Source organism: Streptomyces sp. NBC_00846, assembly GCF_045207325.1.
GTDB lineage: Bacteria > Actinomycetota > Actinomycetes > Streptomycetales > Streptomycetaceae > Streptomyces.
Genome location: NZ_CP108846.1, coordinates 7,489,504 through 7,513,598, shown reverse-complemented (window position 1 = coordinate 7,513,598; position 24,095 = coordinate 7,489,504). Strand labels below are relative to the sequence as shown.

Genomic DNA, 24,095 nt, shown 5'->3' with positions numbered 1-24,095 from the left:
TTCCTTCACCGAGTGCGGACCGCGGAAAGGCGGCATCCCATGGCGGACTTCATCGGCGCGGTGGATCAAGGCACCACCAGCAGCCGTTTCATGGTCTTCGACCACGACGGAAACGAAGTGGCCAAGCACCAGTTGGAGCACGAGCAGATTCTGCCCCGGCCCGGCTGGGTGGAACACGACCCGGTGGAGATCTGGGAGCGCACCAACTCGGTCATGCAGAACGCTCTGCGCACCAGTGGTCTCGGCGCCACCGATCTCGACGCCATCGGGATCACCAACCAGCGTGAGACCACCGTCGTCTGGGATCCCCGCACCGGCCGTCCGTACTGCAACGCCATCGTGTGGCAGGACACCCGTACCGACTCGATCGCCCGGGCCCTGGAGAACGAGGGGCACGGCGAGGTCATCCGGCACAAATCGGGGCTGCCTCCGGCCACCTACTTCTCCGGCGGGAAGATCAAGTGGATCCTCGAAAACATCGAGGGGGTCCGCGCGGCCGCGGAGCGGGGCCACGCGGTGTTCGGGAACACGGACTGCTGGGTGTTGTGGAATCTCACCGGCGGCCCCGACGGCGGCATCCACGCCACCGACGTGACCAATGCCAGCCGGACGATGCTGATGAACCTGGAGACGCTCGACTGGGACGACGAACTGCTGGACATCTTCGGCATTCCGAGGACGATGCTGCCGGTCATCAACCCGTCCTCCGACCCCGAGGCGTACGGCCGTACACGCACGTCCCGGCCCCTGCGGGCCGCGATCCCGGTCACCGGGGTGCTCGGCGACCAGCAGGCGGCCACCGTGGGGCAGGTGTGCTTCGAGCCGGGCGAGGCGAAGAACACGTACGGCACCGGCAACTTCCTCGTGCTCAACACCGGTACGAAGCTGATCCGGTCGCGGCACGGCCTGCTCACCACCGTCGCCTACCGGTTCGGGAAGAGTCCGGCGGTCTACGCCCTGGAGGGCTCCATCGCGGTCACGGGGTCCGCTGTGCAGTGGCTCCGGGACCAGATGAAGATCATCACCGAGGCCGCCGAGAGCGAATGGCTCGCCCGGACCGTCGAGGACAACGGCGGGATGTACTTCGTGCCGGCTTTCTCGGGCCTCTTCGCCCCGTACTGGCGCTCGGACGCCCGCGGGGCCATCGTCGGCCTCGCCCGCTACAACACCAACGCCCATCTGGCGCGGGCCACTCTGGAGGCCATCTGCTATCAGAGCCGCGACGTGGTGGACGCGATGGAACAGGACTCCGGCGTCCATCTCGATGTGCTCAAGGTCGACGGCGGGGTCACGGCCAACGACCTGTGCATGCAGATCCAGGCGGATGTCCTCGGGGTGCCCGTCAGCCGCCCCGTCGTCGCCGAGACCACCGCGCTGGGTGCCGCGTACGCGGCGGGTCTCGCCACGGGATTCTGGCGCGATCAGGGCGAGTTGCGGGAGCACTGGCAGGAGGCGAAGCGCTGGGAGCCGCAGTGGAGCGAGGAGCGGCGCGCCGCAGGGTACGCCGATTGGAAGCGGGCGGTCGAGCGCACCCTGGACTGGGTGCGGGTGGAATGACGTCGGGGTCCGGCCACCGCGCCGTACCGGCGGGCCGGTGGGGCGGTGGGGCGGTGGGGCGGTGGGGCGGTGGGGCGGTGGGGCGGCACGGTGGGCGCGTCGAGGACGTGGCGCCCGCCGGTGCCGCCCGGTCCGCGCAGCATCGCGAAGGGAACGTTGGCGACGGTGCGACTCGTGTTGAACAGCACCAGGTAGGCGCTGCGTGACCGCTCCGGTGCCAGGTCGAAGGAGAGGGTCCACGAGGCGCCGACCTGGAGCCGTTCGGCGAACGTCAGCAGGACGACGGCGGCGCCGAGCACCAGCAGCGCTCCCCGCGCTCCGAAGCCGGGCGCCGCGGCGAAGGCCAGGCCGCCGAGGCTGAGCAGCAGTGCCGCTGTCGCGTACGAGTACCACGCGCGGCGCGTGGTGCTGTAGTCGAATTGGCCGGTTCGATGCAACCGGACCCGCACGACGCAACGATGACGTCAGCAGATCCGCGGCAGCTGCTCCCCGACCGGCAGGTCGACCACGCGCGTCCCGCCGAGCCCCGTGCGGGCCACCACCATGCCCGGGTGGGCGTCCACCGCCGCACCGATCACTGCCGCGTCCCGGCCCAACGGGTGTGCCCGCATCGCGTCCAGGACCGCGTCGGCGTGTTCGCGCGGTACGAACGCCACCAGCTTCCCCTCGTTGGCGACGTACATCGGGTCGAGCCCGAGGATGGCGCAGGCGTTGGCCACCGGCGCGGGAACGGGGACGTGCCGCTCCTGGATCAGGACGCCGGTGCCCGAAGCGGCCGCGATCTCGTTGAGGGACGCGGCGAGCCCCCCACGGGTGGGGTCGCGCAGTACGTGCAGGTCCGGGGTGACCGCGAGCATGGCCTCCACGAGTCCGCCCAGGGCGGCACAGTCGCTCGCGATCTCGACTCCGAACTCCAGCCCCTCGCGCACGCTCATGATTGCCACGCCGTGGACACCGATCGCCCCGCTCACGATCACGACGTCACCCGGGACGACCCGCTGCGGCCGCAGGTCCACGCCGGGCGGGATGAGGCCGATGCCGGCGGTGTTGATGAAGATGCCGTCACCATGACCGGCTTCGACCACCTTGGTATCCCCCGTCACCACCTCGACGCCCGCCTCGCGCGCGGCGGCGCCGAAGGCCTCGGCGACACGCGCGACGACGGAGAGCTCGACGCCCTCCTCCAGGATGAATCCGCAGGACAGATAGGCGGCACGCGCACCGCTCATGGCCAGGTCGTTGACGGTGCCGTTGACCGCGAGGTCGCCGATGCTGCCACCGGGGAAGAACAGCGGCCGCACCACGAAGGAGTCGGTGGAGAAGGCCAGTCGGGCGCCGCCCAGCTGCACGGACGCCGAATCGCCCAGCTGCGCGAGCGTGTCGCCTCCGAAGGCGGGGGCGAAGATGTGCTGGACCAGTTCGGCGGAGAGCGCGCCGCCGCCGCCGTGGCCCATGACGATGCGCGGATGATCCCGCAGCGGGGCCGGGCACGTCCATGCTGTGGCATCGAGTGGCGCGATGCCGGAGGGAGGCGTTGCCGAAACGGCCCGGTCGCCGCGCGTGGGGGTCTCGACGGTCTCAGCCAACGGGGCTCGCCTCCAGAGATTCGGTCTTGTTCATGTCCAGCCGCCGGTAGAGGTAGTACGCGGCGCAGGCGCCCTCGCTGGAGACCATGGTGGCTCCGAGTGGGGTGCGAGGGGTGCAGACGGTGCCGAACGCCTCGCATTCGTGAGGCTTCAGCAGGCCCTGCAGGACCTCTCCGCTGCGGCATTGGGCGGGTTCACGGGTGTCGATACCGGACACCTGGAAGCGGTATTCGGCGTCGTAGTCCCGATAGCGCGGGGCGAGCCGCCAGCCACTGCCGGGGATGACGCCGATGCCGCGCCAGGCCCGGTCCGTCACCTCGAAGACGTCCTCCAGCATCGCCAGTGCGGCGGGATTCCCCTCGGGGCGCACCGCGCGGGGGTAGGCGTTGTCCACGGAGTGTTCGCCGCGTTCCAACTGGACCACGGTGCGGCGTACACCTTCCAGAATGTCCAGCGGTTCGAATCCCGTGACCACGATCGGGACACCGAACCGTTCGGCCAGCTCGGGATATTCGCCCAGGCCCATCACACTGCACACATGCCCTGCGGCGAGGAATGCCTGAACCCGGCAGTCCGGCGACCGCATGATCGCCTCGATCGCGGGTGGCACCCGGACATGGGACACGAGCAGACTGAAGTTGCGGATGCCGAGCCTGCGTGCCTGATAGACCGTCATTGCGTTGGGCGGCGCGGTGGTTTCGAAGCCGATTCCGAAGAACACCACCTCCCGGTCCGGGTTCTGCTGCGCGATCTTCAGTGCGTCGAGCGGAGAGTAGACGACGCGTACGTCTCCGCCCTCGCTGCGGACCCGGAAGAGGTCCCGTCCGGTGCCGGGGACGCGGAGCATGTCGCCGAAGGAACAGAAGATCACTTCGGGACGGGAGGCGATCTCCAGCGCCTTGTCGATGACTTCCAGCGGGGTGACGCAGACGGGGCAGCCCGGTCCGTGGATCAGTTCCACCTGGTCCGGCAGGAGTTGGTCGATGCCGTGCCGGATAATGGTGTGGGTCTGCCCGCCGCAGACCTCCATCAACGCCCACGGCCTGGTCACGGTGGAGCGGATCTCGTCGAGCAGCCCGCGGGCCAGCTCGGGGTCCTGGAATTCGTCGATGTACTTCACTGCCGTGCCTCCTGCGACGCCTCGGCCGCGCCGGGCAGCGGCAGTCCACCGGCCTCTGCCGCCATTTCCCATGGGTCGCCGAACTCCTCCTGAAGCATGCCGAGTTGAGTAAACAGCTCCAGCGTCTGCCTGGCCGACTCCTCGTCCAGTTTCTGCAGGGCGAACCCCACATGGACGATGGCGTACTCACCGACCTGAAGGTCCGGCAGATACTCCAGACACGCTTCCTTGACCACTCCGCCGAAGTCGACGGTGGCCATGCGTGTGCCGTCCCGTTCCTCGATTTCCAGTACTCTGCCGGGCACCGCCAGGCACATGGCTTCTCCTCGCTGTGGTTGCTCCCGCCCACCCGGTCCTGCCGGGCGCGCTTGTCAGTGGGTGGCCGCGCCTCCCCGCGCCGCGCCGATGCGGCCTTCAGGTGTTCCGGGGGCGTGGGTCCGGGCGGCGACCATCACTTGCCCCAGCGCCAGCCCCCCGTCGTTCGGGGGAACTTGGTGGTGTCTCAGAACGGTGAAGCCGAGGTCGCGCAGCGTCCGGGCGCAGGCCGAGGAGAGCAGCGTGTTGGCGAAGACGCCGCCGGTCAGGGCCACGGTGTCCAGGCCGTGCTGCTGACGAGCCAGGACGCAAGTGCTGCGCACGAGGGCGGCCACCGCCTCGTGGAAGCGTGCCGCGACGACACCCGGCGCGGTACCCGCGCGCACATCCTCGATCACCGCCGAAAGTACGGGCGCGGGGTCGGCGATCAGTGAGCTCGCGCTGTCCGGTGCGGGATGACGGAGTGCGAACTCGTATCCGCCGCAGTCGTCCACAGCCGTTCCGAGCGCGGCGGTTTCGAGTTCGACGGCGGCCTGGGCCTCGTATCCGGCCCGGTGGCAGATGCCGGTGAGGGAGGAGACCGCGTCGAACAGCCGGCCCATGCTGGAGGTGGGAACGCAATGGAGGTTCCGCTCCAACTGCCTTGAGAGTACGTCCAGTTCATTGACGTCACAGGAAGCCGTGCACGGCAGGTCGCGCGCCCAGTCGATTCCCGCCGCGTGCAGATGCGCCAGGGCCATGCGGTACGGGCGGTGTACGGCGGCGTCGCCACCGGGCAGGGGGACGTACGCGAGATGCGCGAACCGGTGGTATCCGTCGTAGTCCGCCAGCAGGAACTCGCCGCCCCACACGGCTCCGTCGTCGCCGTAGCCGGTGCCGTCGAACGCCACGCCGATCACGCGCCGTGTGCCGTCCAGGCCGTGCTCGGCCATCGCCGAGGCGATGTGCGCGTGATGGTGCTGTACGCGTACGACCTGCCGTTCACCGGCCAGACGGCGGGTCAGCCGTCCCGAGCGGTATCCGGGGTGCGCGTCGACGGCCAGGGTGCCGGGCCGCACTCCGGTGATGGTCTCCAGCTGCTGTCCGGCGTGCTCGAAGGCGTGTTGGGTGGCGAGGTCGTCCATGTCACCGATGTGGGCGGACAGCCAGGCCCGGCGCCCTTCCGCCAGGCACAGGATGTTCTTGAGGTCACCGCCCGCGGCGAGGATCGCCGGTACCGGAAGGGGCAGTTCGAGGGGCCGGGGGGCGTAACCGCGTGAGCGGCGTACGGTCAGCGGTTCCCCGTCACAGACACGTACGACGGAGTCGTCGCACGGTACATGGATCGGGCGGTCGTGGGTCAGCCAGGCGTCGGCCAGGGGGGCGAGCCGGTCCAGCGCCTCGGCGTCGTCCGTGACGATCGGCTCCCCGGCCACGTTGCCGCTGGTCATGACGAGCAGGCGCGGCCCGGCCGGGTCGCCGGGCAGGCCGAGGAGCAGGTGGTGCAGAGGGGTGTAGGCGAGCATGACGCCGAGGTCGTGGCTGCCCGGGGCGACGTCTTCCGACGGTGCCGGAGCGCCCGGTCCGGGAACGGCATGGCTGCGGCGCCTCAGCAGGACGATCGGCCGGGCGACGCCGGTGAGCAGGGTCCGCTCCTCGGCGCCGACGTGGACGAGGTGTTCGATGTCGCTGATGTCGCGGGCCATCAGGGCGAACGGCTTGTCGCCACGGGCCTTGCGGCGGCGCAGTGCGGCCACGGCCCGGGGGTTGGCCGCATCGCAGGCGAGGTGGTAGCCGCCGAGCCCCTTGACCGCGAGGATCGCGCCGCCGGCCAGGAGCCGGCGGGCCTCGGCGACCGGATCCGTCCCGGTCGCCCGACGCGGGGGCTTGTCCGGATCCGGGTGCGCCACCAGCAGATCGAGGCGGGGCCCGCATCGGTGGCAGGCGACCGGCTGGGCATGGAAGCGGCGGTCCGCCGGGTCCGCGTATTCGCGGGCACAGTCGGGGCACATGGGGAAACGGGCCATGGTGGTGTGCGCGCGGTCGTACGGCAGTTCCGTGACGATGGTGAACCGCGGCCCGCAGTTGGTGCAGGTGATGAAGGGGTGCCGGTGGCGCCGGTCCGCGGGATCGGCCAGCTCGGCAAGGCAGTCGGCACAGGTGGCCACGTCCGGCGGGACCAGCGTCCGGGAAGGCCCGCCGGCCCGGGAGGCGACGATGGTGAAGCCCGCACCGCCGGCTGCGGGAACGTCTCTGTGCTCGACGGAATCGAGAACGGCCATGGGCGGTGCGTCGGCGGCGATCCCTTCGCAGAACAGGGCCACCGCAGCCGGTGAGCCCTCGACTTCCGCGACGACACCCTCGGGGGTGTTGGTGACGTTTCCGGCCAGGCCCATGCCGAGGGCGCGCGTGTACAGGTAGGGCCGGAATCCGACGCCCTGGACGATGCCACGGACGGTGATCCGGCGGCGCTGCACCGGCTCGCCCGTGGCCGGGCCGGACCGTTGGGTCGTCACGGGCGGGTGTGCGCCGTGGCACCGGACGCACCCGTCGTGGCGTCCGGCTCGTCTTCGCAGGGATGCGTGTGGGGTCCGTCGTGAGAGGCCCCGCCGTGTTCCACGTGGGCATGGGTGTGCGTGGACCGGTGCTGCTGGGCCATGACGGGCCGGTGGACCGGGGCGCCGTTCGAGGCCGCCAGCGCCCGTTCGAGGAGCGCTCCGACACCGTCACCGCGCCGGGCGGAGGTGAGGAGCACCTCCACACCGGGGTTGACCTGCTCGACATGGGCGCGGAAGGCGTCCTCGTCGAACTCCACCACCTCGGCGATGTCCGTCTTGGTGACGAGCACCAGGTGCGCCAGCCCGAAGGCGGTGGGGTACTTCAGCGGCTTGTCCTCGCCCTCGGTGACCGAGGCGAGGACGACCCTCAGTGTTTCGCCGAGGTCGTACGACGCCGGGCAGACCAGGTTGCCGACGTTCTCGACGAACAGGAGCCGGGAGTCCTCGGGCAGCCACCCGTCGAGGTGCCCGCCCAGCATCCGGGCCTCCAGATGGCAGAGTCCGTCGGTGAGCACCTGCTTGACCGGGGCGCCCGAGCGGGCCAGGCGAGTGGCGTCGTTCTCGGTGGCCAGGTCGGCGGTGAGCGCCGCCACGGGGACGCCCCTCTCCCTGGCCAGTACCAATTCACGTTCGAGCAGTGCCGTCTTGCCGCTGCCCGGGCTGGAGAGCAGATTGACGACCGCGGTGCCGCGGGCGGCGAGTTCGGTGCGCAGGCGGTGCGCCGCCGTGTCGTTCTTCGCGAGTACCGCCTGCTGGAGATCGACCACACGGCACATCGTTCAGCGCTCCTCGGAAATCGGTTCACGGATACGTCTTTGCGCAGGCCCCTCGTCCCAGTGGACGTCGGCGATCCGGAGTTCGCTGCCCGACAGCAGTTCCGCGGTTGCCTGGCCACACACGGGGCAGCACAGCTGCGGTGGCATTCCGACGGCCCATTCGTCCGAGCAGGGCTCGCAGCGTGCTCTCGCCCGTACGGAGTCGACCACCAGTTCGGCGCCTTCCAGTACGGTCCCGGCACAGGCCAGTTCGAAGCAGAAGGACAGTGCGTCGGGGACCACCCCGGCGAGCTCGCCGACCTGGAGCCGGACCGATGTGACGGCTACGGCGCCGTCGGCCCGGGCCGCTTCTTCCACCTGGCCGACGACGGCCATGGCGATGGACATCTCGTGCATGGGTCTCCGTCCTGCCCGCGTCATTACACCGGGGGGCCCGGCCGCGGCCGGGCTGGCTCGCCGACGCCGCACGCCGCGTACGTCATTCGGTGCAGCCCGGGCGTCATCAGGTGCGACGGCGTCACATGGCGCGAATCCTCAGGTAGCGCTTGATGTCGGGCATGACCTGGGCCACGAGTACGGCAACTGCGGCGGCGACCGCGCCGCCGAGGATGATCTTCTTCACGATGGTGTTCATCTCCTCAGTTCATGGCCGGACCGGCCGCCGGCTGTGCGGCCGGCGCGGTCCGTTCGACGTCCCGCACAAGGCGCAGGACCATGTTCACGGCCGCCGGTACGGCAGCCGCGACGGGCTCACTCAGGCCGATGCCCTCGTCGACGCCGGCGGGCTCGCATCCGACGACCAGCGTGCGCCCCGGGGGCGTGCAGCCCGTTCCGGCGCACAGGGTTTCCAGCAGGGCCAGGACCGCGTCGGGGGACATGCGGTGACCGTCGAGCAGGGCTTCCTGCGGCTCGATACTGCCGGGCCGGTCGGCCTCGATCAGATACAGCGTTCCGGGCTCGCCGCCGCGTTCCGTGGCATCGATCAGGACCAGCGTGTCGTACCCGTCGAGGAGCTGGTACGCGAGATGGACCCCGCGCACCCCGATGTCCACCGCTTCGACGTGGCCGGGAAGGGGGCCCGACTTCAGTCGTCGTACGGTCTCGACACCGAAGCCGTCGTCGCCGAGGAAGATGTTCCCGACACCCGCGACCAGAGTCGTCGCTCTCTGCTCCGTGGGCGCCGTCATGCGTCCTCCAGAGGGGCGACCTCGTCGGGCTGGAAGTAGAGGAACCGGCCCTGCTCGCGCCGGATGTCCGCACCGGGGTCGCCCTCCACGGTGACCGCGAGGTGCACTCCCCCGTCCACGTCGTGGAGTACCGCTTCGACCAGTGCGCTGCGGTCCTTGAGGAAGAGGTCCTGGGCATCGGTACGGCGCAGGCCCGGTCGCAGCAGTACGCGGCTGCCCGCGCCCACCGGCCGGCCGTCCACCAGAATCCGGTCGTGCGCCGGGTCGGCGCCGCCGTCGCCCGCCGGGTCCCACCATGGCTGCTCCGGCCTGGTCAGGCCGTACTCGTCGGCCCCTTCCGGCACGTGCGGGAATCCCTCGGACGCGACGGCCGCGGGCGCACCCGGCCCGGTGACCTCCCGCAGGGCCCGCACCGCGCCGTGCAGCCGCTCCAGGACCTCTGGGGGCATGGAGTCGGCCAGGTCGATCACTGCGGCCGCCCGGTCGTCCGTCCCCCGGGCCTCACGCTTCTCCTGGTCGGTCAGCGCGGCCGTCCGCAGGGCGAGGATCTCGTCGATCTCCGTGGAGTCGTACAGCGCTCCGGGGCTCTCAGGGGCGATGGCCGGGTGGTCCTCAAGGATGATCGGGGACGAGAGCATCAGGTCCGCGCGGCCGGGCTCCCCGGCCAGTACGGGCCAGGTGTGCAGGTTCCGGCAGCCCGCGACCGCACCCTTGGCCCACTGGGGAGGGTCCGTCATCGACAGGAACGAGCCTGCGTCGAGGCCCAGGAGGAGGTGGGTGGCCACCAGTGATCCGGGCAGCGCGGCATCGCGGTCGGCGTCAGCGGTGTCCGGTGTCCAGGTGCTGGTGTTCTCCACCACGGCGGTGAGCCGCATCGCCCGGTAGGGGCCGTCGAGTTCGGCGGCGGACAGCCTCACCGTGCCGTTGACCTCCGCGCAGCGGCGCACCAGGCGACCGACGGTCCGGCCCTCCTCGTCGCGGACCGTTTCGTACTCCTCGCGTGCCGGGCGCGTGAAGTGGACGACGACGCCGTCGCCGGCGAGCTCGGCCACGGTGGTGAGTACTTCGACCCGTTCCTCCGCGCCCTCGTCCCAGGGAACCAGGACCCGGTCGGTGAGATGGAGTTCGGGGACGGTCCGGAAGGTGCCGTCCTCGCGGATCCGCTGCACGGTGCGGCGCTGGGCGTGCAGGAAGCGCACCTCGGCCGCCAGCATCGCGTCCGCCTTCGCTTCCATCAGGCACTCGGTGTGCTGGAAGTCGTGCTCCTCGGCGGCCGCCGCCCAGGCCGGTGGCACGAGCACCCCGAACTGCCAGCGGAGCCGGTTCTTGGCCGCCGACGCGCGGTACGGGTACAGGACGTAGCCCTCGAAGAGGACCGCGTCGGCCACGCCCCGGGCGGCGGCGAAACGGGCTTCCAGCGCGGGGGTGAACGCGGATGTGGTCATTGCGCCGTCCTCTCGGCGAGTCCGGCGAGCCCGGCGTCGGCGAGTCTTCCGTCCGGCGGGAGGGCCGTGGTCCCGGGCGCGTCCAGAAGTGCCCGGACGGTCGCCTCCCAGGACGGCAGTGCGTGATGGGAGCGGAATTCGAGCAGCGCGTCCATGGTGTCGCGGGGAAGGCGGATCCAGCCGCACCCGGGAAAGTGCTGATCGACCATCTCCTGCCACACCACCACCGGCATCCGGAACGGCGCCTCCAGGTCCCACGGCACCGGCTCGACCCTGAAGCCGCCGGAACCGGTGAAGGCGGTGCCCGAGAAGAGCATCAGGAGCGGCACCTCACCATCCGTCAGCGCGTTCATGTACCGCGTCGCGGCGATCTCCAGGTCATACGTGCAGGGCACGACGACGTCCGTCTCGGTTTCCCCGGTGAACGCGGGAACCATGACCGGGACCTGGGCGAACTGCACGGGCTGGAGTGTGCGGCCCCAGCGTGAACGCTCTCCGAACAGGTCCGTCAGGCCCTCGGCCTCAGTCTGTTCGTAGCCGCGCCGGGCCGGTTCGATGCGGATCTGGCAGCGCAGCGCGAGCGCGTGGACCCGCGCCTCCTCGGACGCGGTGATGCGCAGCCGGAAGACGAGGGTGGGGCCGGCGGCGTACGGATCGGCGCGCACGCCGGTGCAGGTGAAAGTGAAGTCCGTCATGGCCGGCGCTCCCCCACCATTGTCCCGGTCCGGCGTTCGATGTGTTCGAAGAAGGCCTGCAGATCGGCCCGGGCCTCGGCTCCGCCGTCGAAGCCCTGCCACCGCAGGCGCATACGTCCCACCAGCTCGTAGCAGATGTCGATCGGTACCAGATAGCACTGGGCCCGGCCCTCGAAGCGGCGCAACAACAGGGCTTCCACGTCGGGTTCGAGCAGCTCGGCGAGACGGCTGGTGCCGAGGACCGTCTGCCAGGCCGACGGATCGAGTTCGCTCTCGGTGGCTCCGGCGGGGCTCGGGTAGAGCGCCACCAGCCGGTCCAGGGCGGCGTTGCGGAAGAAGAACGCCACGCCGACCGGGATCTGCAGGACCTCCCACGCGTTGTCGTCGAGACGGTGGTCGGGGTCGGCGAGGTAGCGGTCCGGGACGCTCAGGAACCGGCCGTGGGCGGCGCCGGGCCGCTCGAAGAGCAGAGCGCATGGCGTGCAGGTGCACGCCAGCGACCGTTGCTCGATGTCCACCAGATGCCGGTGGTTGTCCTCGGCGACCGGTACTCCGCACAGTTCGCACCGCTCCTGCCGCGGCTCGCGCGGTGCCGCGAACCGACGCAGGGTGTGTACGCCCGGGGCGGGTGCGGACCGCCCGGCCCATGTCCGGGGCGCGCTCATGACGTCCCGGCCGGAGCCGGGTAGGCGGTCGGCGGACCTTGCGGCGGGCGGGTTGCGATCTGAAGGAGTGCCGGTTCCCGACCGGCGGAGGCGGGCTCCATCTCGACCGTGGTGACTTCCGGTGCGAAGCAGGCCAGGGAGTTCTCGACGGACAGCTGTGCGGCCGGCGCACCGCCGCAGCCGCAGCCGCCCGTGCCGGCGGTCCGCAGGCGCAGGGTGCCCGTGCTGTCGTCGAAGCTCACCACCTCGACGGGATCACGGACGGCTTCGAGGGCCCGCCCGATGCGCATGCCGGTGTCCTCGGGGTGCAGGTCGTGCAGGACCAGCAGGCTCGACACGAGGCCGTCGCCCAGGAGTGCGTCCAGGGTGTCGCCGGTCTCGCGGCCCGGTGCGGCGAGGAGCCCGTCGATGATCCGGGCCAGCCCTGCCCCGTAGAAGTCCATCAGGGCCCGTACCAGTTCCTCGGCCGTCGCGGAGGTCTTCCGGTCACCGGCTGCCGCCAGTTGTTCGAGCACCTCTTCGACGCGGCGCCCGGCCTGCTCCGCGTCGGGCATCTTCGCTGCCGCGGTATGCGTGGTCGGGCTCATCCGCCGAGTCCGCTCAGACCGGTGGGCACATGCATCTTCTGCACGGTTCGGCCCCCGCCGACGTACATGTGGACACCGCACGGGAGGCACGGGTCGAAGCTGCGCACGGTGCGCATGATGTCGATGCCCTTGAAGTTCTCCGGCGGGTTCTCCTCGAAGATCGGGGTGTTCTGCACGGCGTCCTCGTAAGGCCCGGGAGTTCCGTAGGTGTCCCTGGTGCTGGCGTTCCACGGTGTCGGAGGGTAGGGGTGGTAGTTGGCGATCTTGCCGTCTCTGATCACCATGTGGTGGGACAGCACACCCCGCACGGCCTCGGTGAACCCGACGCCGATGCTCTCGTCGGGGACGTCGAACTTCTCCCAGGTCTGGGTACGTCCGGCGCGGACCTCCTCAAGCCCCTTCTCGGCGCAGTGCAGCGCGATCGCGGCCGCGTACGCCTGGAAGTACGTGCGGGCGCGGTTGCGCTCCAGCGCGTTGCTCCACTTCGGGATCTGCCACTCGAAGGTGGTCTCGGGCTTGGTCATGGTGCGGGGCAGGTTGATGACGACGCTGTGTCCGGTGGCCTTGACGTAGCCGACGTCGACGAGCCCGGACAGGGCGGTGGACCACAGCCTGGCGATGGGCCCGCCGCCGGTGTCCAGGGCCAGGTGGTCCTTGCCGTCGAACCAGCGCGGCGACATCACCCAGCTGTACTTGTCGTCGAAGTTCCGTTTCTGCGGCGCGGGGATCGTGTGCTGGTTCCACGGGTGGCGCGGATCGACCGGGTTGCCGAGCGGGTCGTGGGTGACGAACTGCTCCTTGCCCTGCCAGTCGTCGTAGTACGAACTGCCCAGCAGGATCCGGATGCCGAGGTTGATCTCGGTCAGGTCGTTGGTGACCAGCTTGCCGTCCACGATCACACCCGGAGTGACGAACATCCTCCGTCCCCAGTCGCTCATGTTGGCGTAGGTGAAGTCGCAGTGCTCGGGGTCGTTGAGCGCCCCCCAGCAGCCGAGCAGCACCCGTCGGCGCCCGACCTCTTCGTACCCGGGCAGGGCCTCGTAGAAGAAGTCGAACAGGTCGTCGTGCAGGGGCACGACCCGCTTCATGAACTCCACATAGCGCATGAGGCGGCTGAGGTAGTCCGTGAAGAGCTGGACGGAGGCGACGGTGCCCACACCGCCCGGGTAGAGCGTGGAGGGATGCACATGACGCCCCTCCATCAGGCAGAACATCTCCCGCGTGTAGCGGCTCACCTGGAGGGCCTCGCGGTAGAACTCACCCTCGATGGGGTTGAGCGACCGCATGATGTCGGCGATGGTGCGGTATCCGTGCTCCCCGGCGTGCGGCGCCTCGGTGCGCTCGGCCAGTTCCAGGACACCGGGATTGGTCTCGCGGACCATCTTTTCGCAGTAGTCGACCCCGACCAGGTTCTCCTGGAAGATGTTGTGGTCGAACATGTACTCCGCGGACTCACCGAGGTTGATGATCCACTCACCGAGGTGCGGCGGCTTCACCCCGTACGCCATGTTCTGCGCATACACGGAACACGTGGCGTGGTTGTCGCCGCAGATCCCGCAGATGCGGCTGGTGATGAAGTGGGCGTCCCTGGGGTCCTTGCCCCGCATGAAGACGCTGTAGCCACGGAAGACCGACGAGGTGCTGTAGCACTCCGCGACCCGCTTCTGCTTGAAGTCGATCTTCGTGTGGATGCCGAGACTGCCCACGATCCGGGTGATCGGATCCCAGGCCATCTCCACCAGGCCGCTGCCGTCGCCGGCCGCCTTCGTTGTCGGTGCCATCGTGTGTGCCGTAGCCCTTCTGAGAAGCGTGAGGTGGGGACGTCACCGGAAGGTGCGCCGTGCCGTCGGTGTCCTGGACGGGTTCACCACGGAGGCCGGTAGCCCGTGGTCAGCCGGTCCCTCTTGTGCCGCCACTTGGGCTCCTTGTCCACGGTCTTCGCCGTGATCGACCGGAGCTTGCGGATGACCGCGCCGTACGCGCCGCTGGCGGTGGCGGAGACCTTGGCGCCGGGCGGTTCGTCCATGAACGGCATGAACTTGTCGGGGAAGCCCGGCATGGTGCAGGCGATGCAGATGCCACCCACGTTCGGGCAGCCTCCGATGCCGTTCATCCAGCCGCGTTTGGGAACGTTGCACTTGACGACGGGGCCCCAGCAGCCGAGCTTGACCAGGCACTTGGGCGAGTCGTAGGTCTCGGCGAACTCACCCTGTTCGTAGTACCCGGCCCGGTCGCACCCCTCGTGCACGGTGGCGCCGAACAGCCAGGTCGGTCGGAGCTTGTCGTCCAGCGGAATCATCGGAGCGGATCCGGCCGCCTGGTACAGCAGGTACGTCAGGGTCTCCGAGAAGTTGTCCGGCTGGATCGGGCAGCCGGGCACGCACACGATCGGGATCCCGGCCTTCGACTTCCAGTCCCAGCCGAGATAGTCGGGCAGGCCCATGGCACCGGTCGGGTTGCCCGCCATCGCGTGGATTCCGCCGTACGTGGCGCAGGTCCCGATGGCGACGACGGCCAGGGCCTTGGGCGCCAGCCGGTCGATCCATTCGCTGGTGGTGACCGGCTGGCCGGTCTCCGGATTGTCACCGAAGCCGCACCAGTAGCCCTCCGACTTGATGGTCTCGTTCGGGATGGAACCCTCCACGACCAGGACGAAGGGATCGATCTCGCCGCGCTCGCCCTTGAAGAACCACTCGATGAACGTGTCCGCACCACCCACCGGGCCGCATTCGAAGTCGATGAGCGGCCAGTGGACCTCGATCTTGGGCAGACCGGGCAGCGCACCGGTCACGATCTCTTCGATGCTGGGCTGCATCGCGGCGGTCAGGGCCACCGAGTCGCCGTCACAGCTCAGCCCCGCGTTGATCCAGAGGATATGGATCGGGGACTCTTCTCCCGTGGCCGCATCGGGGGCGTCCACGGTGTTCGACGTTGTTGCATCCATGAGGATGCCTCCCTGGAAAGAGACAACAGTGAAGGCCGACATATCGGCCCTCACTGTTGTTGGTAACAGGCCTTCGGCACGGGTGCACCGTCGTGCGCCGCCAGTGCGGTGACGCCGGGCTCAAAAGCAGGTTGTTCCCCCACCGATCCGGCGGCCGCGGCAAGGTGCGGGGGGCGGTCCGAGAGGGGATCCTTGTGGACGAACGCGCGCCGCAGCGCGTGGTAGGACGACCGTGGGTCGAAGAAGGTCCGCCGCATCACCGCCAGCTCCTGCTCGCGGTAGTCGGCCAGGGGTCTGTGGGCCTCGTCCCGGTCCCGTTCGGCCTTCTTCGCCGCGGTCCGCGCCTGTGCAGCGGGCGACGCGGCGAGGCGGGCCGCCAGCCGGGTGACCTCGTCCGTGAACGACTCGGCGGCGCAGTCGACGGTCCGGTCGGCCAGTCCGAGCCGCACCGCGGCTGCCGCGCTCAAGGGCAGCGCATCGCCGGTGAGACGATCCGCGGCGGCGCTCCCCACCCGGCGCGGCAGCGTGTACGTCCAGTACTCGGAGCCGTACAGCCCCATCAGTCGGTAGTGCGGGTTCAGCACCGCGCCCGACCTGCACCAGATCTCGTCGGCGGCCAGAGCGAGCATCACCCCGCCCGCGGCCGCGTTGCCGCCCACGGCGGAGACCACCAGCCGGTCGGTGGTGGTCAGCACGGCCTCCACGAGGTCGTCCATGGCGTTGATGTTGGCCCAGGACTCCTCGCCGGGGTCGGCGGCGGCCTCGATGACATTGAGGTGGATGCCGTTGGAGAAGAAGTCCCGGCCGCCTCCCAGCACCAGCACCGAGGTGGGCCGCCCGCAGGCCATCCGGTAGGCGTCGTGCAGGCGTCGGCACTGCGCCGTGCTCATCGCGCCGCCGGGGAAGGAGAACGAGAGGAACCCGGCCTGCCCCACCTCCCGGTAGCCGATGTCGCTCCAGCCGCGCCGGCCCCTTTCCTCGTGCAGCGGCGCGGGATGCTCGGGCAGTGCGGGCAGACGCCCGGCGAGCGCCGTCACAGCGGGCAGTTTGAACGTGGCGGGCCCGCCCGGCGAGCGGCGGGGACGGAGTTCGGGGATCCACACCGCGCCGTCGGTCGTCGCCCGGCAGACGGCCCCTGCCCGTACGGCCACCAGCTCGCCCGGCCTGCCGCGCAGTTCGTGCTCCGGGTGCCCCCCGTGCAGAAACCATTCGTCCCCGAGCAGTTCGTCGAGCACTCCGGGGAACGAGTCGGCGGCCCGCAGCTTGCGCAGGACCGCTTCCGTGGAGTCCGACTCCCAGTCGATACGACGGCGCTCCTGACGGAAGTACGGCCGCGTACGGATGCGCAGCCCCTCGTCCCCGCCGGTCTGCGCGCGAGGGACGTACGTACCGGACGCGAAGCGCTCGACGGCGAGGTGCACGGCCCGCAACGCGGCGTCGGAGACTTCGTTGCGGTACAGGTCGCTCTTGCCTACCCGAGGCACCGCGAAGGTGGCCGATGCCCAGATGTCTCCGGCATCCATCTCCTCGTCGGCCTGCAGGACCGTCACACCCCAGGTTTCCGCGTCCTCGTGGATGGCCCAGTCGAGGGAGGACGGCCCGCGATCGCCGGGCGGGCCGGGGTGGACGACGAGGCAGGTGTGCGCCGCCCACACGTCCCGGGGGATGGCGGTCTTCAGCAACGGGGCCAGGATGAGGTCGGGCGCGAACTCGCGGACGGCTCGCCGCAGCGACGCGTCGCGAGCGGACGCGTCCCGAGTTGCGAGTTCCACCGCCACGGCGTGACCGCGATCCCTCAGCTCGGCATGAACACGCTGAGTGAGACTGTTGAACGCGCTCGCCACGATCAGAATGTGCATGGCAATCTCCCAACGCCGGGCGGATCCGGCTGGTAGCGATGGTGGGGTATCGCGGTCGGGGCTCCAGCGGCAACCGGCCGCGAAGTCACCCGAAAGCGAACGTTTCGGCGACCGCTCAGTGGAACCCATGGACCGAGCCCCGCGCTCAGCGGATCGGAATGAACCGGACAACGACATGACACGGGACCGAGCGTTCGTTCCGAGCCCAACTACGCACCCGCCGCGGGCAGTCGAGGCCAGGAGGCACGGCCCGCCCCGGCGGCCTGTTATCTTTACGTGACTTCGCGACGCAACTCTCGGTCACGCTTTGGCCGTTGCTGTGGCGGAGTCGGCAAGGGGGAAGCGCGTGGCCGCCCCCTGGGCGTTTCGGACCGATCAGCAGCCGCACGGCCTGAACTGAACCGGGGGATGCACATGCCATACACCGGCCGGCACGCATGACTCTGCCGCCCGCCGAGCGCCGGCAGGCGTCCGCGGGACCACGGGAGGGCCGGCCGGAGCGGCGCGTGGCGGCGCACGAGCAATGACCACTACACGTGTACGGGCACGGTCGTAGCTGCGGCCTGCCCGGCCTGTCATGGCTGGACGGAATGACACAGCACAAGATATTCAGCAGAACGGCACATGCCGCTCGGGCCGTGTTAGCCCCCGGGAAGAGGAGCAGAAAACAGGCGGACCGACCGCGTCTGCGCCTGCCTCGCAAGCCGGACTATCCGCGCACGGGCCGACGCGGCTGGCGAAGATGGGTGCCCTCGTGGCGGCTGGTCACGGGCTCGTTCCTGATGGTCACCGCAGCCCTCGTGGCCGTGGTGGGCATCGCCTACGCACGTACGGACATCCCCGAGGACCTCAACGCGTTCGCCACGCAGCAGGACACCGTCTACTACTGGGCGGACGGCACTCCCATGGCCCGTACGGGCTGGGTGAGCCGCCAGGAAATGCCCCTGTCGAAGATCCCCGACGACGTCCGATGGGCTGTGCTGGCGGCGGAGAACGCCGACTTCTACTCGGACCACGGCATATCGGCCCAGGGAATCACCCGCGCGCTGTGGCGCACGGTCGGCGACGGGGACACGCAGGGCGGATCGACCATCACCCAGCAGTACGTCAAGAACGTCTACCTCTCGCAGGACCAGTCCTTCTCCCGCAAGTTCACCGAAATGCTGCTCGCGGTCAAACTCGACCGGCAGGTGAGCAAGGACAAGATCCTTGAGGACTATCTGAACACCAGCTGGTTCGGCCGGGGCACCTACGGTCTCCAGCGCGCGGCCCAGGCGTACTACGGGAAGGAGGTCACCCAACTCGACGCCAGCGAGGGAGCGTTCCTCGCATCGCTGCTCAAAGGGGCCTCGCTCTACGATCCCGCCATCGGTCCCCGTAACCATGACCGTGCCGTCAAACGGTGGAAGTGGACGCTGGACCGCATGGTGGAGACCGGCCGGCTGAGCCCGGCCGAGCGTGCCCGGTACACCACGTTTCCCGAACCGAAGCCGCCTCACAAGCCCAACAGCACGGCCGGACAGGACGGTTATCTCGTCCAGCTCGCCGAGTCCTACGCCAAGCGTGCCGGGCACATCTCCGACGCACGCTTCGACCTCGGCGGCTACCAGATCTACACGACGTTCGAGAAGCCGCGGATGGCCGCCCTCACCCAGTCGGTGAAGAAGGCGCGCGAGACCCTCGATCCCCAACAGCGCAAGGCCGACCGCCATGTCCGGTTCGGGGCCTCGTCCGTCGCCCCGGACGGCCGGATCCTCGCCGTGTACGGCGGCCCGGACTTCGAGCGGCAGGCCTTCAACGAATCCAACGCGGGTACCGTCCCGGCCGGTTCGGCGTTCACTCCGTTCGTCTACGCAGCCGGCCTGGAGCACGGAGTCTCACGCAAACGCAATGGTCCCCGGACCACCGTCACACCGTCCACCGTGTACGACGGTGACGACGGCACTCCGGTCGTCACGCCCGAAGGCCCCTACTGGGACAGCAGCGGGAAGATGGTCAAGGGTCACAACGACGGCAACCACTCCTACGGCCGCATCAGTCTGCACGAGGCCATGGCGAAGGCCGTCGATTCCCCCTTCCTCCAACTCGGCATGGATACGGGGCTCACATCGGTCCGCAGTACGGCCGAGGCGTCCGGGCTGCTCCCCTCCAGTTTCGGTCCGCCCGTACCGGCGTTCTCGATGGGCAACTCCACACCGAGCGCCATCCGCATGGCGGACGCGTACGGCATGTTCGCGGCGCACGGACTGCACACCGATCCGTACTCGGTCCGCGAGGTCACACGCAACGGCGAACCGGTCCGGCTGGATCCGCCGCGGGCCAGGCGCGCCGTGCGGTCCGCCGTCGCCGACGAGGTCACCGCGGCGCTCACACGGCCCAGCGGGGAGAACGGCACCGTCGCCGCCTCGCCCGTCGCCGCCAAGGAGGGAACCACCGAGGACGACACCGCGCGCTGGTACATCGGTTACGACCGGTCCGTGTCGACGGCCGTTGTCCTGTACCGCATGGACCTGGCGAAGAGTCTGGCGCCACTGCCGCTCAAGGGGCTCGGCGGCAGCTCGGCGGCCGGCCGCGAACTCCCGTCCCGGATCTGGAACACCTACACGGAAGCCTTGATGAAGTGACACGTACCGAAGCAGTGTCCCTCGTTCAGCGCATACGGGCCCGCTCGGCGCCCCGCATCGTGCTCGGGCTCGCGGCCTGCCTGGTGACGTCGGGTTCCGCGGCGCTGATCCCGCTGGCCTCCGACAACTCGTCGGACAGCCGGACCCCGCGGCAGGGCACCAGCACCGTCGCCGCGCCGACGCCCACGACCCGGGCGCATCGTGGGGGCGACAGGAAGAAGACGGAGGAGGAGCAGTGGGACGGAAGGGTCAGGATTCTGGGAGACGGCTCCACGTCCTACACCGGCCCGCAGCCGGGCCGGCCGAAGGCCGTGCGGCTCAAGCCGGGTGAGAAACCGCCCCAGTTCGTGGTGTTCTCCTGGGACGGCGCGCTCGAGGGGGACGACCGCATGTTCTCGCGCTTCCGCCGAGCGGCCAAGGAGAGCAATGCGCACATGACGTTCTTCCTCACCGGGATCTACCTGCTCCCGAAGGAGAAGCGGAACCTCTACGAGCCGCCCCAGCACAAGCCCGGAGAGGCGGCGATCTCGTACCCGACGCGTGAACACATCCGCATGACGCTGGAACAGCTCGGCGGGGCCTGGCGGGAGGGCAACGAGATCGGGTCGCACTTCAACGGCCACTTCTGCGACAAGAAGGGCGGTGGGGACTGGAGTACGCCGGAGTGGGTCGGCGAAATCAACCAGTTCTACTCCTTCGTGCAGAACTGGAAGACCAACACGGGCTTCACCGATCTCGATCCGCTGCCGTTCGACCCCACGCGCGAAGTCGTCGGCGGGCGGGCCCCCTGTCTCGAAGGCCAGAAGACCCTGCTGCCCGCGACCAAGCTCTTCGGATGGCGTTACGACGCGAGTTCCCCGGGGGACTTCCAGATCTGGCCGGCGAAGAAGAACGGCATCTGGAACCTGCCGTTGCAGATGCTGCCGTTTCCCGGCAAGGACTTCCAGGTGCTGTCCATGGACTTCAACTTCCTCTACAACCAGTCGGAAGGCAGCACCGAGGGCGACCCCGCGCAGTACAAGAAGTGGCGCACGGAGGCACGGAACGCCTACACCGCCGGGTTCGAGCGGGCGTTCCACGGCAGCCGCGCGCCGCTCTTCATCGGGAATCACTTCGAAAACTGGAACGGCGGGATCTACATGGATGCCGCCGAGGAGACCATGCGCGAGGTCTGCCCGCGCAAGGAGGTGCGCTGTGTGTCCTTCCGCGAACTGACCGACTGGCTCGACGCGCAGGACCCCGAGGTCCTCGCCCAATGGCGAACGCTCGACCCCGCCCAGCCTCCGAACTGGAAGCAATAGGCCGATGAACGCGGACCGCGAAGCCCTGGCCTCGAACAACTCACAGGACGTGACGAGTCGTTCAGGGCCGGGACTTCGCGGTCGGGGATTCGCGGGCGTCGTCGACGCCCTGGGTCAGTTCGCCTTCTTGACGAACTCCGTGGTGTACGTCTTGTCGAGGTCCACCTTGGCGTTCTTCAGGTTCGGGTTGAAGGCCTTCAGTACGCGCTCGACGGTCGCGGGGCCGTCCGCGGGCATGACGCCGTCCGTGGTGAACATGGGCAGGGTGTTCTTGATGGCCTGCGCGTAGAGGTCCTTGCCGCCGCCCTGGGCGTAGTCGGCGGGCATCTTCGCGGCGATCTCGTCGGCGCTGTGCGTGGACATCCACTTCAGCGTCTTGACGAAGGCGTTGGCCAGCTTCTGGACGGTTTCCTTGTGGCTGTTGACCCACTCGGTCTGCATGTAGAGGCTCGAGGACGGGTAGGGGCCGCCGAGCGCCTGCTGGGAGCCCTCGGGGGTCCGCATGTCGATGAGGACCTTGCCGAGCTTCTTGTCCAGGATGGTGGCGACGGTCGGGTCGGTGGTCATGCCGCCCTGGATGGATCCCTGCTGAAGCGCGGAGATGAACGTCTGCCCCGCTCCGACGGCCACCGGCGTGAATTCGCTGGTCTGCACGCCGTTGCTCACGGCAAGGTACTTCGTCAGGAAGTCGGTCGAGGAGCCGAGACCCGTCACTCCGAGCTTCTTGCCCTTGAAGTCCTTCGCCGACTTGAGGTCATCCGCCGCCTGATTCGAGACGATCTCGACCTCGCCGGGAGCGTGGGAGAACTGGACGACCGACTCGACGTGCTTGCCCTTCACCTGAAGGTCGAGGGTGTGGTCGTAGAAGCCCACCGTGCCCTGGACATCGCCGGAGACCAGTGCCGTCTCGGCCTGGACGCCCGCGGGCTCGGTGAGGAGCTGGACCGAAACCCCCTCCTCCTTGAAGTAGCCGAGCCGCTCGGTGAGCATCGCGGGCAGGTAGATGACCTTGTCCAGGCCCCCGACCATGATCTTGACCTTGTCGTTCTTGTCACCGGAGGCCGAGGTCGAGTCGCCGCCACAGGCGGTCAGAGTGGTCAGGGCGAGCGCCCCTGCCACAGCGACGGCCGAGATCCGGGTGGATGTGCGCATCTGATTCACGTCCTTGTGAAAAAAGTCGGGTGTACAGGTGTACGGGCGTCAGCGGGCGGTGTCGGCGTCGGCCGGCTTCCAGCGGAAGAGCCGCTTTTCGAGGAAGGTCAGCAGGCCTTCGGCCAGCAGCGCGACGATCGCGAGGATGACCATCGCGGCATAGACACCAGCGGCGTTGAACGTGCCCTGGGAGGCGGCGACCAGCAGGCCGAGCCCCTTGGTGGCACCGATGTACTCACCGACGATGGCGCCGATGAGCGCGAAGCCGAAGCTCACGTGCAGGCTGGTGAAGATCCACGACGTGGCCGACGGGATGACCACCTGAAGGGTGACCTGTCGGTTGCTGGCACCCAGGATGCGGGAGTTGGCGACGAGGTTGCGGTCGACCTCCCTGGCTCCCTGGAAGGCATTGAAGAAGACGGGGAAGAACACGAGGACGACCGCGGAGGCGACCTTCGAGGCCGGTCCGAGGCCGAACCAGATGAGGAAGATCGGCGCGAGGACGATACGCGGCAGAGCGTTGAGCACCTTGATGTACGGGCCGAGGACATCGGCGGCGAACCGGACGCGTCCCAGTGCGATTCCGAGCAGCACACCGGCGATCACACCGATGACCCAGCCGAGCAGCGCCTCGTAGAGCGTGTACCAGATCTGCTCCCACAAGGAGCCCTGGGCGGTGCCGTCGACGACCCAGGTGCGGATCTGGTCCCAGATCTTCGACGGCATGGAGAAGTTGAACGGGTCGATGACCGCGGTCCGGGCCAGCCACTCCCACAGCCCGATGACCGCGATGAGCACCGCGACCCGACTCCCGAGCACGAGGAACTTCCGGTTCCGGGCGGCCCGTGCCCTGGCTCGGGTCCGTTCGGTCTTGGTGACGGGGGCGCTCGCGGTGATGGTTTCAGGCGACATTGAACGCACCCCTCTCGCGGGTGATGCGGACCTCTTCACCGAGCGAGGACCAGATCTCCCGGTAGATCTCGATGAACCGGGGTTCCAGACGCACCTGCTCGACCTTGCGGGGGCGGGGCAGGTCGATCTCGAAGACCTCCTTGATCGTGGCCGGTCCCGCGGTCATGACCACGACCTTGTCGGCCAGCGCGATGGACTCCTCCAGGTCATGGGTGACGAAGACGACGGAGGCACCGGTGCCGGCCCACAGCTCCAGCAGTTCGTCCGACATCAGGGCCCTGGTCTGCACGTCGAGCGCGGAGAAGGGTTCGTCCATGAGCAGGATCTCGGGGTCGTTGACGAAGGTGGCCGCGAGGGCGACCCGCTTGCGCTGACCGCCGGACAACTGGTGGGGATAACGGTCCTCGAAGGAGGAAAGACCGACCCGGGCGAGCCATTCCCTGGCCCGCTCCTTCGCCTCGGGCTTCGGCACGCCGCGGAAGCGGGGCCCAGCCATCACGTTGGAAAGGACGGTCCGCCAGGGGAAGACCGCGTCCTGCTGGAAGACGAAGCCGACCTTGTCGCCGATACCGCGCACCGGCTCGCCGCCGACCAGCACCTCGCCCTCGGTGGGCTCTTCCAGACCGCTGACCAGGGTCAGCGTGGTCGACTTGCCGCATCCGGTGGGGCCGACCACGGCGACGAACTCGCCGCGCCCGATCGTGAGGTCCAGATCTCGTACGGCGGTGTGGAGCGTCCCCGACGGAGTCCGGAACGCTTTGCTCGCCCCCCGCAGCTCGATGGCGGGGCTCGTATCGCTGTTCATGAAGCGGGACGCTAAGTGCGGCGCGCGG

21 protein-coding genes are annotated in these 24,095 nt (G+C 69.3%); 3 read left to right on the top strand and 18 right to left on the bottom strand.

The features are described from left to right. Positions 1-39: 39 nt before the first annotated feature. The gene (glpK, locus tag OG936_RS34545) at positions 40-1,557 is read left to right on the top strand and encodes a glycerol kinase GlpK (RefSeq protein WP_406499779.1); all 1,518 of its coding nucleotides are present in this window, start codon (positions 40-42) and stop codon (positions 1,555-1,557) included. 464 nt (positions 1,558-2,021) lie between these two features. Here the strand turns inward: glpK and hypE are convergent, their stop codons facing one another. The 15 genes from hypE to OG936_RS34470 form a co-directional block, all read right to left on the bottom strand. Continuing rightward, a complete protein-coding gene (gene hypE / locus OG936_RS34540; protein WP_406500732.1) occupies positions 2,022-3,077 on the bottom strand; it encodes a hydrogenase expression/formation protein HypE in 1,056 nt (351 codons plus the stop codon). A gap of 58 nt (positions 3,078-3,135) precedes the next feature. Beyond that, entirely contained in the window at positions 3,136-4,263 is a 1,128-nt protein-coding gene (gene hypD / locus OG936_RS34535) for a hydrogenase formation protein HypD (protein WP_406499778.1), read from the bottom strand. Beyond that, positions 4,260-4,580: a HypC/HybG/HupF family hydrogenase formation chaperone gene (locus tag OG936_RS34530; protein WP_266751085.1), complete on the bottom strand. Its 321-nt coding sequence runs from the start codon at positions 4,578-4,580 to the stop codon at positions 4,260-4,262. The genes hypD and OG936_RS34530 overlap by 4 nt, the downstream gene beginning before the upstream one ends. 54 nt (positions 4,581-4,634) lie before the next feature. Next, entirely contained in the window at positions 4,635-7,073 is a 2,439-nt protein-coding gene (gene hypF / locus OG936_RS34525) for a carbamoyltransferase HypF (RefSeq protein WP_406499777.1), read from the bottom strand. Beyond that, positions 7,070-7,891, bottom strand: coding sequence for a hydrogenase nickel incorporation protein HypB (gene hypB / locus OG936_RS34520; protein ID WP_406499776.1), 822 nt, complete (start codon positions 7,889-7,891; stop codon positions 7,070-7,072). Before hypB ends, hypF begins: the two co-directional genes overlap by 4 nt. 3 nt (positions 7,892-7,894) lie before the next feature. Next, entirely contained in the window at positions 7,895-8,287 is a 393-nt protein-coding gene (hypA, locus tag OG936_RS34515) for a hydrogenase maturation nickel metallochaperone HypA (protein ID WP_406499775.1), read from the bottom strand. A gap of 121 nt (positions 8,288-8,408) precedes the next feature. Next, positions 8,409-8,525, bottom strand: a complete 117-nt coding sequence (locus OG936_RS34510; RefSeq protein WP_406499774.1) for a DUF6893 family small protein — start codon at positions 8,523-8,525, stop codon at positions 8,409-8,411. A 4-nt stretch (positions 8,526-8,529) separates the two neighbouring features. Continuing rightward, positions 8,530-9,078, bottom strand: a complete 549-nt coding sequence (locus tag OG936_RS34505) for a hydrogenase maturation protease (protein WP_406499773.1) — start codon at positions 9,076-9,078, stop codon at positions 8,530-8,532. Further along, positions 9,075-10,523 (bottom strand): hypothetical protein, encoded by a 1,449-nt coding sequence (locus OG936_RS34500; RefSeq protein WP_406499772.1) that lies wholly within the window; start codon positions 10,521-10,523, stop codon positions 9,075-9,077. The genes OG936_RS34505 and OG936_RS34500 overlap by 4 nt, the downstream gene beginning before the upstream one ends. Next, on the bottom strand, positions 10,520-11,218 hold the full coding sequence (locus OG936_RS34495) for a DUF6084 family protein (protein WP_406499771.1): 699 nt from the start codon (positions 11,216-11,218) through the stop codon (positions 10,520-10,522). The genes OG936_RS34500 and OG936_RS34495 overlap by 4 nt, the downstream gene beginning before the upstream one ends. After that, entirely contained in the window at positions 11,215-11,883 is a 669-nt protein-coding gene (locus OG936_RS34490; protein ID WP_406499770.1) for a DUF5947 family protein, read from the bottom strand. Before OG936_RS34490 ends, OG936_RS34495 begins: the two co-directional genes overlap by 4 nt. Next, entirely contained in the window at positions 11,880-12,470 is a 591-nt protein-coding gene (locus tag OG936_RS34485) for a hypothetical protein (RefSeq protein ID WP_406499769.1), read from the bottom strand. The genes OG936_RS34490 and OG936_RS34485 overlap by 4 nt, the downstream gene beginning before the upstream one ends. Next, positions 12,467-14,251 carry a nickel-dependent hydrogenase large subunit gene (locus OG936_RS34480; protein ID WP_266751072.1) on the bottom strand — a complete coding sequence of 595 codons (1,785 nt, stop codon included), beginning with the start codon at positions 14,249-14,251 and terminating at the stop codon, positions 12,467-12,469. The genes OG936_RS34485 and OG936_RS34480 overlap by 4 nt, the downstream gene beginning before the upstream one ends. Positions 14,252-14,334: 83 nt before the next feature. Then, complete coding sequence (locus OG936_RS34475; RefSeq protein WP_406499768.1) at positions 14,335-15,414, bottom strand: hydrogenase expression protein HypE; 1,080 nt, start codon at positions 15,412-15,414, stop codon at positions 14,335-14,337. 50 nt (positions 15,415-15,464) lie between these two features. Beyond that, on the bottom strand, positions 15,465-17,273 hold the full coding sequence (locus OG936_RS34470) for a hydrogenase maturation protein (RefSeq protein WP_406499767.1): 1,809 nt from the start codon (positions 17,271-17,273) through the stop codon (positions 15,465-15,467). 590 nt (positions 17,274-17,863) lie between these two features. On the opposite strand from OG936_RS34470, the gene OG936_RS34465 reads away from it, so the two are divergent. Next, positions 17,864-19,897: a transglycosylase domain-containing protein gene (locus tag OG936_RS34465; RefSeq protein ID WP_406499766.1), complete on the top strand. Its 2,034-nt coding sequence runs from the start codon at positions 17,864-17,866 to the stop codon at positions 19,895-19,897. Next, positions 19,894-21,198, top strand: a complete 1,305-nt coding sequence (locus OG936_RS34460; protein WP_406499765.1) for a hypothetical protein — start codon at positions 19,894-19,896, stop codon at positions 21,196-21,198. The genes OG936_RS34465 and OG936_RS34460 overlap by 4 nt, the downstream gene beginning before the upstream one ends. A 114-nt stretch (positions 21,199-21,312) precedes the next feature. On the opposite strand, the gene OG936_RS34455 is transcribed toward OG936_RS34460, so the two are convergent. The 3 genes from OG936_RS34455 to OG936_RS34445 are packed head-to-tail and all read right to left on the bottom strand — an operon-like array spanning position 21,313 to position 24,067. After that, positions 21,313-22,350 carry an ABC transporter substrate-binding protein gene (locus OG936_RS34455; protein ID WP_406499764.1) on the bottom strand — a complete coding sequence of 346 codons (1,038 nt, stop codon included), beginning with the start codon at positions 22,348-22,350 and terminating at the stop codon, positions 21,313-21,315. A gap of 48 nt (positions 22,351-22,398) precedes the next feature. After that, positions 22,399-23,262, bottom strand: a complete 864-nt coding sequence (locus tag OG936_RS34450) for an ABC transporter permease (RefSeq protein ID WP_406499763.1) — start codon at positions 23,260-23,262, stop codon at positions 22,399-22,401. Continuing rightward, the gene (locus tag OG936_RS34445) at positions 23,252-24,067 is read right to left on the bottom strand and encodes an ABC transporter ATP-binding protein (RefSeq protein WP_327271232.1); all 816 of its coding nucleotides are present in this window, start codon (positions 24,065-24,067) and stop codon (positions 23,252-23,254) included. Before OG936_RS34445 ends, OG936_RS34450 begins: the two co-directional genes overlap by 11 nt. Positions 24,068-24,095 lie beyond the last annotated feature (28 nt).